Annotated in this window: 11 protein-coding genes; 10 read left to right on the forward strand and 1 reads right to left on the reverse strand. The window is 58.7% G+C overall.

Annotated features, from left to right (window positions below):
• Positions 1 to 68 precede the first annotated feature (68 nt).
• The 5 genes from UM93_RS16480 to UM93_RS16500 all read left to right on the forward strand — a co-directional run bounded on the left by UM93_RS16480 (position 69) and on the right by UM93_RS16500 (position 7,077).
• Positions 69 to 752 carry a hypothetical protein gene (locus tag UM93_RS16480; protein WP_045077681.1) on the forward strand — a complete coding sequence of 228 codons (684 nt, stop codon included), beginning with the start codon at positions 69 to 71 and terminating at the stop codon, positions 750 to 752.
• 180 nt (positions 753 to 932) lie between these two features.
• Positions 933 to 2,117 carry an ADP-forming succinate--CoA ligase subunit beta gene (sucC, locus tag UM93_RS16485; protein ID WP_045076552.1) on the forward strand — a complete coding sequence of 395 codons (1,185 nt, stop codon included), beginning with the start codon at positions 933 to 935 and terminating at the stop codon, positions 2,115 to 2,117.
• A 12-nt stretch (positions 2,118 to 2,129) separates the two neighbouring features.
• A complete protein-coding gene (gene sucD / locus UM93_RS16490) occupies positions 2,130 to 3,047 on the forward strand; it encodes a succinate--CoA ligase subunit alpha (protein ID WP_045076553.1) in 918 nt (305 codons plus the stop codon).
• A gap of 236 nt (positions 3,048 to 3,283) precedes the next feature.
• Positions 3,284 to 5,017, forward strand: coding sequence for an ABC transporter ATP-binding protein (locus UM93_RS16495; RefSeq protein ID WP_045076554.1), 1,734 nt, complete (start codon positions 3,284 to 3,286; stop codon positions 5,015 to 5,017).
• The gene (locus UM93_RS16500; protein ID WP_045076555.1) at positions 5,014 to 7,077 is read left to right on the forward strand and encodes an ABC transporter ATP-binding protein; all 2,064 of its coding nucleotides are present in this window, start codon (positions 5,014 to 5,016) and stop codon (positions 7,075 to 7,077) included. The genes UM93_RS16495 and UM93_RS16500 overlap by 4 nt, the downstream gene beginning before the upstream one ends.
• A gap of 115 nt (positions 7,078 to 7,192) precedes the next feature.
• Here the strand turns inward: UM93_RS16500 and UM93_RS16505 are convergent, their stop codons facing one another.
• Complete coding sequence (locus UM93_RS16505) at positions 7,193 to 8,092, reverse strand: hypothetical protein (protein ID WP_045076556.1); 900 nt, start codon at positions 8,090 to 8,092, stop codon at positions 7,193 to 7,195.
• Between the two features lie 160 nt (positions 8,093 to 8,252).
• Between UM93_RS16505 and iolC the strand changes: the two genes are divergently transcribed.
• The 5 genes from iolC to UM93_RS16530 are packed head-to-tail and all read left to right on the forward strand — an operon-like array spanning position 8,253 to position 14,053.
• A complete protein-coding gene (gene iolC, locus UM93_RS16510; protein ID WP_045076557.1) occupies positions 8,253 to 9,242 on the forward strand; it encodes a 5-dehydro-2-deoxygluconokinase in 990 nt (329 codons plus the stop codon).
• The gene (locus UM93_RS16515; protein WP_045076558.1) at positions 9,235 to 10,152 is read left to right on the forward strand and encodes a Cgl0159 family (beta/alpha)8-fold protein; all 918 of its coding nucleotides are present in this window, start codon (positions 9,235 to 9,237) and stop codon (positions 10,150 to 10,152) included. Before iolC ends, UM93_RS16515 begins: the two co-directional genes overlap by 8 nt.
• A 2-nt stretch (positions 10,153 to 10,154) precedes the next feature.
• Positions 10,155 to 12,125: a 3D-(3,5/4)-trihydroxycyclohexane-1,2-dione acylhydrolase (decyclizing) gene (iolD, locus tag UM93_RS16520; RefSeq protein ID WP_045076559.1), complete on the forward strand. Its 1,971-nt coding sequence runs from the start codon at positions 10,155 to 10,157 to the stop codon at positions 12,123 to 12,125.
• Positions 12,118 to 13,029 (forward strand): sugar phosphate isomerase/epimerase family protein, encoded by a 912-nt coding sequence (locus UM93_RS16525; RefSeq protein WP_045076560.1) that lies wholly within the window; start codon positions 12,118 to 12,120, stop codon positions 13,027 to 13,029. The genes iolD and UM93_RS16525 overlap by 8 nt, the downstream gene beginning before the upstream one ends.
• Before the next feature lie 28 nt (positions 13,030 to 13,057).
• On the forward strand, positions 13,058 to 14,053 hold the full coding sequence (locus tag UM93_RS16530; protein WP_045076561.1) for a Gfo/Idh/MocA family protein: 996 nt from the start codon (positions 13,058 to 13,060) through the stop codon (positions 14,051 to 14,053).
• Positions 14,054 to 14,227 lie beyond the last annotated feature (174 nt).

A 14,227-nucleotide genomic window follows, 5' to 3' on the forward strand; every position in this document is an offset into this window, starting at 1 on the left:
AATTCCTTAACAGCCTCACGCGCTGTAGAAACTGGTGTGCACCCTATTTTTACGGCAAGCTAGTGGGCATGATCAGCAACCGCAACCGAGCCATCTCGGCTTTTATTAGCGCCATCGCGGTTGTGTTGCTCTGTACCGGCTGTTTCACCATTAATAGTCCCGACCCGAACGCCAGCACTCCCAGCGGGCCGGCACCCAGCTACTTGCAACGGCTCAAGGCGACGCAGACCGTTGAACCATCCGCCACCGCTGCGAAAACCATTTCGGAAGGGCAGCAGGGATTCCTCAACCCTGGTCACGATATCGCCTGCATTATCACCTCAGCGCGGGGCGGGCATGTGAATACCCCGCTGGAGCCGAATGACTTCGATAATTCGAAGAATCAACGATTCCCGGTCATTCCGGTGGTGCAATGTGAACTCGCTGGCTACCCAGCGCCGCAACCGAAAGACGTTCGTGACAACTGCGGCGGTACCGGCATTGGTTACCTGGGCGGGGTGGTGCTGCTGGCCCCAGGTGCAACCCAGTACGGTGCTTGTCGCATTGGTCAGACCGGTATGGAGGCGTCTAGCAATGATGCCTCCAGTAGCAAAAAAGTGATAGCCCAACTACCCACTTTGGCCGCCGGCACGGCGCTGGACGCGCAAGGGTATCGGTGCGCTCCGCTGGACGATGGGGTGGCCTGCGCAAACCTGTCTAATGGCGTCGGTTTCTTTGTTTCCAAAGATTCTTATCAACTGTTCAGCAAGTAACGAATACTGCCCGGCGAGGGCCCGAAGTGTGGGGTTACTCACTAAACGGGTACTCTGGAGGCGGTGCGCTGCGCTACTGCACTATCGTGTCGTAAAGAACGCCTAGCAGTAATAAGGCACTAATAAAGCACTAATAAAGCACTAGAGAAAAACTACTTCGACGTAGAAGGACTTGAGCCCGTGGACCTGTATGAATACCAGGCGCGTGACATGTTTGAGGCACACGGAGTTCCCGTGCTCGCTGGCATCGTGGCACACACCCCAGAAGAAGCTAAAGCGGCAGCCGAAAAAATCGCGCTTGACTCCGGTAACCCGGTGACTGTTGTTAAAGCACAGGTAAAGGTCGGTGGCCGCGGCAAAGCCGGTGGCGTGAAGGTCGCGAAGACCGCCGATGAGGCTTTCCAATACGCCTCCGAAATCCTCGGCATGGACATCAAGGGGCACACAGTGCACCAGGTGATGATCGCCCAGGGTGCCGATATTGCCGAAGAATTTTACTTCTCGGTCCTGCTGGACCGGGCGAACCGCAACTACCTGGCAATGTGCTCGGTAGAGGGCGGTATGGAAATTGAGGTTCTTGCGGTCGAGCGCCCCGAGGCGCTGGCCCGCGTCGCGGTTGACCCGGCGGTCGGCATCGACCAAGCGAAAGCCGAAGAAATCGTCGACACCGCAGGCTTCGCGGCCGAGGTGCGCGATGGTGTGATCGAGACCATTAAGAAGCTGTGGGAGGTCTTCAAGCAGGAGGACGCCACCCTGGTTGAGGTCAACCCGCTGGTGAAGACCGGCGACGGCAAGATCCTGGCTCTCGATGGCAAGGTCACTCTGGATGCCAATGCTGACTTCCGTCACCCGGACCACGTGGCGCTGGAAGACAAGGCCGCTGCCGATCCGCTGGAAGCCAAGGCCAAGGAAAACGACCTCAACTACGTCAAGCTCGACGGCGAAGTTGGCATTATTGGTAACGGCGCTGGCCTGGTGATGTCCACTCTCGATGTGGTCGCCTACGCTGGCGAGAAGCACGGCAACGTCAAGCCCGCTAACTTCCTCGACATCGGTGGTGGCGCCTCAGCCGAGGTAATGGCTGCAGGTCTGGACGTTATCTTGAACGACGAGCAGGTCAAGAGCGTGTTCGTGAATGTCTTCGGTGGTATCACCGCGTGTGACGCTGTCGCCAACGGTATTGTGAAAGCCCTGGAGATTCTCGGCGACTCGGCTAATAAGCCGCTCGTGGTTCGCCTCGACGGCAACAACGTGGAAGAAGGCCGCCGCATTCTGACCGATGCCAATCACCCGCTGGTGACTCAGGCAGCCACCATGGACGAAGGCGCCGCTAAGGCCGCCGAACTAGCTCACGCTGCGAAGTAAGGACGAGAGAAAATGTCTATTTACCTCAACAAGGACTCCAAAGTCATCGTCCAGGGCATCACCGGCGGCGAAGGCACCAAGCACACCGCACTGATGCTCAAGGCCGGCACGCAGGTCGTCGGCGGCGTTAATGCTCGCAAAGCCGGCACCACGGTGAGCCATCAGGGCAAGGAAGGCAACGCCGTCGAACTGCCGGTCTTCGGTACCGTCACCGAAGCTGTCGAAAAGACTGGTGCGGATGTCTCCATCATCTTCGTGCCGCCGGCCTTCACCAAGGACGCCGTAGTTGAAGCGATCGAGGCCGAAGTGCCGCTCGTCGTCATCATCACCGAAGGTGTCCCGGTCCAGGACTCGGCCGAGTTCTGGGCGCTGGCACAGTCCAAGGTCGACGCCGAGGGCAAGCAGATCACCCGAATCATCGGCCCGAACTGCCCCGGCATCATCACCCCCGGTGAGTCCCTGGTCGGCATCACGCCGAACAACATCACCGGCAAGGGTGGCGTTGGCTTGGTCTCCAAGTCCGGCACCTTGACCTACCAGATGATGTACGAGCTGCGCGATTTGGGCTTCTCCACAGCTATTGGTATTGGTGGTGACCCGGTGATCGGTACCACTCACATCGACGCGCTGGCCGCTTTTGAAGCTGACCCGGAGACCAAGGCGATCGTGATGATCGGCGAAATCGGTGGTGACGCCGAAGAGCGTGCCGCCGAGTTCATTAAGGCGAACGTGACCAAGCCGGTCGTCGGCTACGTCGCTGGCTTCACCGCCCCGGAAGGCAAGACAATGGGCCACGCTGGCGCCATCGTCTCCGGTTCGGCCGGTACCGCGCAGGCTAAGAAAGAAGCTCTCGAAGCTGCTGGTGTGAAGGTTGGCAAGACGCCTTCCGAGACCGCTCAGTTGCTGCGCGAGGTTTACGCAGCTCTCTAAGCTCAAGCATTTGCAGCGGCTGGCCGCCTTCCTCGGAAGGCGGCCAGCCGCTTTTCTTGATTAAGGCCCTAGGTGACTTCCGGCACCGGCTATCGGCTGCGCACCGTAGGGCGTATATTCAAACTTGAAGATTCATCCTCAAGGCGTATATCACTCACTAGTAAAAACCTCAAACTGTCGGTAAGCTCGTTTAGTCTCTTTCTAGACAAAAATCTTAATGAACCCGGGGTTGCTACATGCTTATTAAGCTTTTGAGACAGTACTCGAAGCCGTATATTCCATACTTGATTGCCGTCCTAGTCTTTCAACTGGTGGCAACCATTGCCGCGTTGTACCTGCCGAGCCTGAACGCTCAAATCATTGATCAGGGCGTGGCGAAGGCCGATACCGATTACATTTGGCGAGTCGGTGGCGTGATGCTGCTGGTGGCGCTGGTCCAGGTCGCCGCTGCGGTGGCCGGAATGTATTACGGTTCAAAGGCTTCGATGGCGGTGGGTCGCGATCTGCGCCGCGGAGTCTTCCGTAAGGTCTCCAATTTCTCTGCTCAGGAACTTGGCACTTTCGGCGCCCCGACCCTGATCACCCGCGGTACCAACGATATTCAGCAGGTCCAAATGGTGTTGCTGATGGGCCTGAACTTCATGGTGTCCGCGCCGATCATGTGCATCGGTGGCATCATCATGGCGCTCCGCGAAGACCTCAGCCTGTCCTGGCTGGTTTGGGTGTCAGTGCCGTTGCTGTTGGTGGTCGTTGGTTTCCTGGTCTGGCGCCTGATGCCGCTGTTCAAATCGATGCAGGGTTTTATCGACAAGATCAATGGTGTGTTGCGCGAGCAGATCGTTGGTATCAGGGTGGTTCGTGCCTTCGGCCGGGAACCCTTTGAAACCAAGCGTTTCGATGCCGCGAACGACAACATCACGAAGGTCTCGCTCAAGGTTGGCGCAATTTTCGTGCTGATGTTCCCGCTGATCACCATGATTCTGCACATTGCTACTTCGGCGGTGCTGTGGTTCGGCGGCCAGCGGGTGGACGCCGGTCAAATGCAGGTCGGTTCATTGACCGCCTTCCTTCAGTACCTACTGCAAATCCTGACCGCGGTGATGATGGGTACCTTCATGGCAATGATGATTCCGCGCGCCGTGGTGTGTGCCGAGCGGATCGCTGAAGTGCTGGATACCGAAAGCACCTTATTGATGCCCGAGCAGACGACCGAGCCCGCACAGAAGCGTGGCGAGGTGGAGTATCGCAATGTCAGCTTTAGCTACCCGGGCGCGGAAGCTCCGGTGCTGAAAAACATTTCCTTCACCGCTAGCCCGGGCCAGACGGTGGCCATTATCGGTGCCACCGGCGGCGGTAAAACCACTTTACTTTCGCTGCTGCCGAGATTGTTCGACACCGCCTCGGGAGAGATTCTGCTCGACGGCGTGCCGGTCACCCAGCTCAGTCGTGAGGCCATCACCTCCCGAGTTTCAATGGTGCCGCAGAAGCCATATCTCTTTGCTGGCACGATTGAATCTAATCTACGATTCGGCAAGCCCAACGCGGGCGAGGACGAGTTGTGGGAGGCGCTAACCGTAGCTCAGGGTGCCGACTTCGTTCGGGAGAAGAGCAAAGGTTTGAGCGCTAGGGTCGCTCAGGGCGGTGGCAATGTCTCCGGTGGTCAGCGTCAGCGGTTGTGCATCGCACGGTCCCTGGTCACTCAGCCCAAGGTCTACCTCTTTGATGACTCTTTCTCAGCATTGGATGTGGCCACCGATGCGCGGCTCCGGAAGGCGCTGAAAGCAAAGACCGCCGAGGCAACAGTGATCATCGTGGCTCAGCGTGTCGCCACCATTGTCGACGCCGATCTGATCCTAGTGCTCGATGACGGCGAAATTGTCAGTCGGGGCACGCACGAAGAATTGCTGGCGAATTCTGAGGTTTACCAGGAAATTGTGGCATCCCAGATTAGTGCGGAGGAAGTGGCATGAGCCGGAAAAAAGACGCAGACGCCGCAGCACTTGAGGCCGAGCAGACGTTAGAGGCTCAGGGGGCGGTAGCCACTGCTGAGCACGACGATGACTTCGAAGAAGAGGAATACAAGCCCACCGAGGCCGATGGTGGCATGTTCGGTGATATGCCGGCGAAGAAAGCCAAGGCTTTCTGGCCGTCCGCGAAACGGCTGATCGGCCTGCTGAAGAACGAGTGGCTGGCACTCACCGCGATCTTCATCGCGGTGCTGGCCTCGGTGGTACTCACCGTGATCGGGCCGAAGATTCTGGGTAAGGCAATGGACGTCATCTTCGATGGCGTGATTGGCATGAGCTTGCCGGGGAATCTGACAAAAGATCAGGTCATCGCTGGGGCGAAGGCGCAGGGCAATAATGACTTCGCGCAGATGCTGGCCACCTCCAATGTGGTGCCCGGTCACGGCATTGACTTCAATCAGCTCTCCTTCCTGATCCTGGTGGTGCTCTCGATCTACTTCGTGGCTTCGCTGTTCAACTGGTTCCAGGGCTATGTGTTGAATGTGATCGTGATGCGGGCGATCCGCAAGCTGCGCAGCGATGTGGAGGCTAAGCTCAACCGCTTGCCGCTCAATCACTTTGATTCCGGCCAGCGCGGTGATGTGCTCTCCCGAGTAACGAATGACGTCGATAACGTGCAGCAGGGTTTGCAGCAGGCGTTCTCGCAATTGGTCAGCTCAGTGCTGTTGCTGCTCGGCTTCACCGTGATGATGTTCCTGGTGTCTTGGCAGCTGGCCTTGATCGCCTTGATCGCCATTCCGCTCTCTGGCGTGGTGGTCGGCATCATCGGTAGCCGTTCGCAGAAGCTCTTTGCCGCGCAGTGGAAGAACACCGGTGCACTCAACGGCCAGATCGAGGAATCCTTCTCGGGGCACACCCTGGTCACCTTGTTCGGCCGCGAACAGGACATGCTGGAGCGCTTTGATGAGCGGAACGAAAGCCTTTTCAAGGCCAGCTTCGGCGCGCAGTTCGCCTCCGGCCTGATGATGCCGATTATGCAGTTCATCAATTACCTGAGCTACGTGGGTATCGCGGTGATCGGTGGTCTGCGGGTTGCTTCGGGTCAGATGACCTTGGGTGATGCCACTGCCTTCATCCAGTACTCACGTGAGTTCAACCAGCCGCTGACTCAGATGGCTGGGATGGCGAATATGCTGCAATCGGGTGTTGCCTCGGCTGAGCGAGTTTTCGAGTTCCTGGATTCCGAGGAGCAGGAACCGGAGAATGCTCGCCAGCACTTGCCGGCCAAGACCGATGGTCACGTCGAGTTCAAGGACGTTTCGTTCAGCTACACCGAGGACAAGCCGCTGATCGAGAATCTCTCCTTCTCGGCCAGGCCTGGTTCGACAGTTGCCATTGTTGGACCAACCGGTGCTGGTAAGACCACTCTGGTGAATTTGGTAATGCGCTTCTACGAGCTCAACTCCGGGCAGATCACCGTTGACAACGTTGATATCACCGAGCTGAGCCGTGCTGAGCTGCGCTCCAAGGTGGGTATGGTGCTGCAGGACGCCTGGTTGTTCGAGGGCACCATTTACGAAAATATTCAGTACGGCAATCTGGATGCTACTGAGGAGCAGATCATGGAGGCGGCGAAGGCCACCTACGTTGACCGCTTCGTGCGGGCGCTGCCGGATGGCTACCAGACCGTGCTGGATGATCAGGGCGATAACGTGAGCGCCGGTGAAAAACAGCTGATCACCATTGCCCGAGCCTTCGTGGCCAACCCGTCGCTGTTGATCCTGGACGAGGCGACCAGCTCGGTCGATACTCGCACCGAGGTACTGGTGCAGAAGGCCATGGCTGCGTTACGCGCCGACCGCACCAGTTTCGTGATCGCACACCGACTCTCCACCATCCGCGACGCGGACACCATCTTGGTGATGGAAGCTGGACGCATTGTCGAGCAGGGGAACCATCAGCAGCTGATCGACGCGCAGGGTGCCTACTACCGGCTCTACATGTCCCAATTCGCCGGGGAAGACGCCGGTGAAGAAGAGGAGCTGGCCGAGCAACGCTCGTAGCAGTCAGTTGAGATAACGGCTGTGCCGCACCAGCAATTGCTGGTGCGGCACAGCCGTTTAAGTGCGGGATCTCGTTTCTCAAGCTGGCGGCTGAGGACGTGTTTTTGAGCGGAAGCTAAGGCAGCTTTTCGAGTTTCTTTACCGCTGCCTTGGCCTCTTGGCGTAACTTTGTCTGCTTACTGTTCGAGGCCAGTTTGAGCGCCGTCAGAGCCCGCCGATCTTTGAGCCGACCGAGATGGTAAGCGGCATAGGGGGCGAGCTCTTCTTTATCGAGGTCAGCGAGAGCAATGTCGAAGCTCTCAGCGGGTGACTTCGCTGATTTCATTCGATTCAGATAATCCTTCTTGCGCAAGGTGTGCAGGGCCCGCTGCAAGGTCTCTTTCTCCACGAAATTATTTGCCGGTGTCAGCTCTAAGGCTGCCGAAACCGAGGGAATGGTTTCAGTCAGGCCCCACTGGGCCGCGGTCCTAGCAGTGTAGTGCCGATGTGGGGCATGCTTCATCGCCTCGACAATGAGTCTTCGGACCTCCTCGGTCCGATAGCGGCAGAGGTATTCCCCGATGAGAATATCGGTCGCGGTCCAGGCGGTATCCTGTTGTGCCAATTCGAGAATTTCCTGATAATTTTCATCAGTGCCGCTGAGCGTAATGGCCAGTATCAGATTTCCCCGAAAATTCTTGATGTCGTCTGGCCACGAGCCGTAGAGCTTGATTGCTTTTGAGGTGATTTCTGGGAAGCCCTCAAGACTAATCAGTACTCGCTGAAAGGTGACTTTGAAGTCCTTATGGAGTTCTGCTGGCAGCCGATCCTGGTAGTTGTCGACCCAGTCGATCAGATTCTTCGAGAAGTCAGGGTCACGAGGAAACAGGGTCTCTACCTGCCGACCTCGTGTGAAGGTAATACCTACCTCCGGCTCGGGTCTTAGCTTCTTCGCATCCTCAGGCAGATCTTTCGGCCGGCTAATAAGTGCAACGGAGTCCCAGAGTTGGTTTTTCTTCTTTGTGAACCAGACCATTGGAGCCCTCCCCAGGCAATTGCGACAGCTAACAGCTTATCCTGCCGATCCGACAGGATAAGCGGTGTCCCGCGGACTCACGCTCCAACATCCTCATGTTTCATGTAAATATGTCCTGACAAACTTTGACAGAGCCATCGATCTGCGGCACAGTAGTGATGTGCCTCACGATGTGCTGACCATGGGTCGAATTAGCGTAGATATCTACCCCAATGACATTGGTGTCGATCTGGAAGACGTGACCAGCTTCGGCAAGTACCTAGGGGGTTCACCGAGCAATGTCGCGGTAGCGGCCGCCCGACATGGGCGGGACACCGCGGTGATCACTCGCACCGGTGACGACCCTTTCGGAAGTTACCTGCATCGTGAGCTGAAAAAGTTCGGCGTCAGCGACAAATTTGTCTCTGCGGTGCCGGTGTGGCCGACGCCGGTGACCTTCTGCGCCATCAAGCCGCCCGAAGATTTCCCGCTGTACTTTTACCGAACGCCAACAGCGCCGGACCTGCAGGTCCAGGCAGCGGATATTACGGACACCGAGACCGGTGAGGCGGTTACCGCTGCCCGGATCTTCTGGTTCACCGTGACCGGGCTATGCCAGCAGCCGAGTCGAGCGGCGCACTTGGCTGCTTTGACAGCCCGACCCCGCCGGAACTTAGCCGAGGGACAATTCACCGCTCTCGATCTGGACTATCGGCCGATGTTCTGGTCCTCGGAAACGGAGGCTGCCGAGGCGATTGCTCAAGTACTCCCAGAGATCACCGTGGCGATCGGCAATGAGCAGGAATGCGCCGTCGCCGTCGGTCCCGGAACTCCCGATCAGCAAGCGGACCGATTGCTGGCCGCCGGCGTCAAAGTCGCTGTGGTGAAGCTTGGCCCGCAGGGGGTGCTAGCAAAGACTGCTGAGGAACGGGTGATCTCCGCGCCGGTGCCGGTGCAAACACTCAATGGCCTGGGTGCCGGCGACTCTTTCGGCGGCGCTTTCTGCCACGGCTTGCTCGCTGGCTGGCCGCTCGCCAAGGTTCTTGACTTCGCCAATGCGGCTGGCGCAATCGTCGCTTCTAGGCTCTCCTGCGCCGATGCGATGCCAGTATCGAGTGAAGTAATTGCACTGCTGACCGAACGTGGAAGGTGGGCCGAAGGTGATGAGTGACTACCGTGAACTGAGCAAAATAAGGCTTGAGGACCCGTCGGCAGTAGCCAGGGCAGCGCAAGCTCGACGGCGGCATCCGGGGGTTAGTGCTGCCCGGCAGAACTTCATTGTGGCGGCAGATCACCCGGCCCGTGGCGCGCTCTCGGTGGGTGAAGATCCAACCGCGATGGCGGACCGCTCGGTCTTGCTGGACCGCCTGCAAATTGCGTTGGCGAATCCGCGCGTCGATGGGGTCTTGGCATCCCCGGACGTGCTCGACGATTTACTGCTGTTGGGTGCCCTCGAAGGAAAACTGGTTTTTGGCTCGATGAACCGGGGCGGCTTGGCTGGTTTGGTCAATGAAATCGATGACCGATTCACCGGACATAGCGCTGCGGCGCTCAAAAGCCTCGGCGCGGATGGCGGCAAGATGCTGACCAGGATCTGCTATCAAGACCCCGCCACCGCGAATGCGCTTGAAGCCTCAGCGCAGGCGGTCACCGCGCTGGCCGAGAACCGCCTGATTGCGATGATCGAGCCCTTTATTTCGGTTCGAGATTCTGCTGGCAAGATCGGCAACGACCTCAGCCCGGAGGCGGTGATTACCTCAATGGCGATCGCCTCCGGGTTGGGAGCGAGCAGTGCCTACTCTTGGTTGAAAATCCCGGTGGTGGAGCAGATGGAGCGCGTAGTGGCGGCGACCACGCTGCCGATTGTCTTATTGGGCGGCGATCCGCCAACGGCTAGTCAGCAAGCCGTTGAGGCAACCTTTGAGCGTTGGCGGCAAGCGCTCTGCCTGCCCGGCGTGCAGGGCCTTACCGTGGGCCGCAGTTTGCTCTACCCGGCGGACGGTGATGTGGCGGCAGCGGTAGAGAACGCGGCCTCCCTACTACGTGATGACACAGTGACCCAGCGCGGAGGAACGCTATGAAAATGACGGTGGCTCAAGCCCTGGTGACTTTCCTAGCCAAGCAGTACACGGTTGATCGAATCGCGGAGCAGGCTTACCGGGAACGCACCATTCCGGGCATTTTCGGCATTTTCGGTCACGGTAATGTGGCCGGGGTGGGGCAGGCGCTCAAACAATCCCAGTTGAAAGATCCCGCTCTGATGCCTTACTACCAGGGTCGAAATGAGCAAGCTCAAGTCCACCAAGCGGTCGGCTATGCCCGGCACACCCGGCGTCGGGCAACTTTTGCTGTGAGCACCTCGATCGGCCCGGGATCAACCAACTTGGTCACCGGTGCCGCCTTGGCCACCACTAACCGGCTGCCCGCACTACTGCTGCCTTCGGATATCTTCGCCACCCGGGTGGCCGATCCGGTACTACAACAACTTGAACGGTTCGATTCCGGTGATACCTCGGTCAACGATGTCTTCCGCCCGGTTTCGAAGTACTTTGACCGGATTTCCCGACCGGAGCAGCTCTACTCGGCGTTACTTGCCGCGATGCGGGTGCTCACCGATCCAGCGGAGACCGGGGCGGTCACGCTCAGCCTGCCACAGGATGTGCAAGCCGAGACTCTCGAGGTGCCCGAGGAATTCCTGCAGGAGCGCGACTGGCGGATCCGCCGTCCCGAACCGGAGCGCGAAGACGTTGCCGAAGCCGCCAGACTGATCAGGGCAGCTAAACGACCGCTGATTATTGCCGGCGGCGGTGTGCTCTACGCTTTCGCTGATGATCAACTGCAGGCATTGGCGGAAGAAACCGGGATCCCGGTGGCCAATACCCAAGCTGGCGTCGGAGTGCTGGCCTGGGATCATCCGCAATCATTGGGAGCCATCGGCTCCACCGGCAGCACAGCAGCCAATGTGCTGGCCGCCGAGGCAGATCTGGTGATTGGCATCGGTACCCGTTATGAGGATTTCACCACCGCCTCACGGACTGCTTTTCAGAACCCGGAGTTACGCTTCGTGAATATCAACATTGCCGCCTTCGACGCCTATAAGCTCGGCGCGACACTTCCGGTGGTGGCTGATGCTCGAAAAGCCCTGTTAGCACTCCGTGAGGCACTCGCTGGCTATCGAGTCTCCGAGGAACTGCGCGGTGGTATTGGTGCGCAGAAACAACGCTGGGATCAGATAGTGGATCAGGCCTTCGCCGAGCGGGGTACTCAGCTGGCCAGCCAGAACGCCATTATCGGCGCGGTCAATAACGCCATGGACGCGCGCGACGTGGTGGTTTGCGCCGCCGGTTCGCTGCCCGGTGACCTGCACAAAATGTGGCGAGTGCGGGATCCTTTCGGCTATCACGTTGAATATGCCTACTCCTGTATGGGCTATGAGATTCCCGGCGGTCTCGGCCTCAAACGGGCAGTGCTCGACGAAGTCGCACGCGGTGCGGCTTCTCGTGACGTAGTGGTGATGGTGGGGGATGGCTCCTATCTGATGATGCACACCGAGTTGGTCACAGCGGTAGCGGAGCGCTTGAAACTCATTGTGGTGCTGATCCAAAACCACGGCTATGCCTCAATCGGGGCGCTTTCGGAATCGCTTGGCTCGCAGCGATTCGGTACGAAGTACCGCGAACTCGACGCTGGGCGGCACAGTTTTGACGAGGGGGCCAAATTGCCCATCGACCTGGCCCTTAACGCCGAATCCTTGGGCGTTAAGGTGCTGCGGGTTAACGACACCGCGCAATTGGGTGCGGCGCTGACCGAGGCTAAGGCGCTACCCGAGGGCAGCGGACCAATCCTGATCCACATTGAATCGGACCCACTGATTGATGCGCCATCCTCCGAGTCTTGGTGGGACGTGCCGGTTTCCCAAACCTCGGAACTGGCCAGCACCAGGGCCGCCTATCAACGCTACGAGGAGCAAAAGAGCATGCAGCGGCCCTTGCTGGGCGCTGCTTCCGAAGAGAGAACAGGCCAGCTTGACGACAGAAAGCAACGTGATGACTGAGAACAAGCTCATTATTGGCACCGCTCCGGATTCCTGGGGAGTTTGGTTTGCCGATGACCCGCAGCAAACTCCCTGGCGGCGCTTTCTCGACGAGGTGGCTGAGTCAGGTTATCGCTGGATCGAACTCGGCCCCTACGGCTACTTGCCCGCTGAACCGGCCGAATTAGCTGAGGAGTTGGCGCAACGGAATCTGAAGATTAGTGCGGGCACGGTGTTTACCGCTTTTCACCGCGGTGCAGAACAGTGGCAAGCTGCCTGGGAGCCTGCCCGCAGAGTGGCTGAACTGACCGCGGCTTTGGGGGGCCAGCACATCGTGGTGATCCCAGCGATGTGGCGCGATGATGTCACCGGCCAAGCAGTGGAAAGTGGCACTCTGGACGCGGCAGCCTGGCAAAGCCTGGTTGACGGTCACAACAAACTAGGCACCGTGCTGCAGCAAGAGTTCGGCCTACAACAGCAATTTCACTCCCACGCTGACTCACATGTTTGCGCTCAACCGGAGATCGAACGATTCCTGAAGGATACTGACCCCGAGACGGTCACGCTGTGCCTGGACACCGGTCACGCAGAATACGGCGGAGCCTCCAGCGTGGAGCTGATTCGCAAATATCCAGAGCGGATCGGTTACCTGCACCTCAAGCAAGTCGATCCCAATATTCTGGCCACCGTGAGGGCGCAGAACTTGACCTGGGCAGCGGCCAATCTCGCCGGTGTGATGACCGAGCCGCCATCCGGTTTACCTGATCTTCGTGAGGTGATTGACGCTGTCGAAGCGCTGAACCGTCCCATTTTCGGCATTGTGGAACAGGATATGTACCCCTGCGACTTTGCCAAGCCAATGCCGATCGCCAAACGAACCAAGGACTATCTACTCTCCTGCGGTTCGCGAACCCGGCTAGCTTGAGATCCGAATTGTCTGAGAGGAATCAGCCATGAGCAACGAAACCAGCCAACCGGAAACCAGTCAATTGAAAGTCGCGGTGATCGGCGCGGGGCGGATGGGTGCCGACCATATTTCCCGCTTAGAGCACAAAATCACCGGAGCTTCGGTGGCGGCCGTGGTGGATATTGACTTAGCCCGGGCCAGTGCGGCAGCCGAGAGCGTGGGCGCTCGTGCGCTGGCCACGTTGGGGGAGGCCTTAGCGTTGCCCGAAGTGAATGCGGTGCTGATTGCCACCCCTGGGTTTCTGCATGAGGAAGCACTGCTGGAGGCTTTGGCGCATGACCTACCGATCCTTTGTGAGAAGCCGCTGACCCCGGACGCGGCCTCGGCCTGGCGAGTGGTGCAGGCCGAAGTGGCGCTGGGTCGGAAACGCATCCAGGTGGGTTTCATGCGGCAATTCGATGCCGGTTATCAAAAGCTCAAGCGCATCATCGCCGAGGGCGAGAAGGGGCAGCTGCTGATGCTGCACTGCGCGCATCGCAACCCAGACACCCTGCCTGATTTTACTGAATCGATGTTGATCACCGATTCAGTGGTTCATGAGTTTGATGCGATCCGCTTCTTGAGCGACGAGGAGATCGCTTCGGTTCAGGTGCGGCGCGGGCGTGGCACAAGTCTCGCTCCGGAAGGTATCGATGATCCGCAGCAGGTGCTGATTGAAACTGAATCTGGACTGCTGGCGGATGTCGAAATCTTCGTTAATGCGCGCTACGGCTACGAGGTGGCGACTCAGGCCGTCTTCGAAAACGGCACCGTGAACATCGGCCTGGGCGAAGTCACGCCGAGCTTCATTGAGCGCTTTGGCGATGCTTACGACGTTGAGGTGCAGCGCTGGGTGGATGCCGCTCGGCGGGGCGAGATCGGTGGACCGAGCGCCTGGGACGGTTATGCCACCGCCGCCTGTTGCGAAGCCGGAGTCGCGGCGCAGCACAGCTCCGGGCCGGTTCGGGTAGAACTTGCCGACAAACCAGAACTCTATCGTTGAGCACAAGTCAGTCTCGGTCCTTCGTGCGCCGGGATGGGTAGCCCTCTCTGGGGAGTTCTCCCCATCGACAGTTACTTTGATTGCTTTATAAGGTTTTACTAATAGCTCAGCCGGATGGGCCGGTTGGGTTCAGAGTTTGCCGGATCTTCCGGGGCTCTTATACGAAAGGTGCGT

Source organism: Psychromicrobium lacuslunae (assembly GCF_000950575.1).
Classification (GTDB): domain Bacteria; phylum Actinomycetota; class Actinomycetes; order Actinomycetales; family Micrococcaceae; genus Renibacterium; species Renibacterium lacuslunae.

Bases quoted from the DNA above. Each gene is read 5' to 3' on its own strand.
- UM93_RS16505 (WP_045076556.1), bottom strand. From the start codon at position 8,092: ATGGTCTGGTTCACAAAGAAGAAAAACCAACTCTGGGACTCCGTTGCA.
- iolD (WP_045076559.1), top strand. From the start codon at position 10,155: ATGACGGTGGCTCAAGCCCTGGTGACTTTCCTAGCCAAGCAGTACACG.
- UM93_RS16525 (WP_045076560.1), top strand. From the start codon at position 12,118: ATGACTGAGAACAAGCTCATTATTGGCACCGCTCCGGATTCCTGGGGA.
- UM93_RS16530 (WP_045076561.1), top strand. From the start codon at position 13,058: ATGAGCAACGAAACCAGCCAACCGGAAACCAGTCAATTGAAAGTCGCG.
- UM93_RS16500 (WP_045076555.1), top strand. From the start codon at position 5,014: ATGAGCCGGAAAAAAGACGCAGACGCCGCAGCACTTGAGGCCGAGCAG.
- UM93_RS16515 (WP_045076558.1), top strand. From the start codon at position 9,235: ATGAGTGACTACCGTGAACTGAGCAAAATAAGGCTTGAGGACCCGTCG.
- sucD (WP_045076553.1), top strand. From the start codon at position 2,130: ATGTCTATTTACCTCAACAAGGACTCCAAAGTCATCGTCCAGGGCATC.
- UM93_RS16495 (WP_045076554.1), top strand. From the start codon at position 3,284: ATGCTTATTAAGCTTTTGAGACAGTACTCGAAGCCGTATATTCCATAC.
- UM93_RS16480 (WP_045077681.1), top strand. From the start codon at position 69: ATGATCAGCAACCGCAACCGAGCCATCTCGGCTTTTATTAGCGCCATC.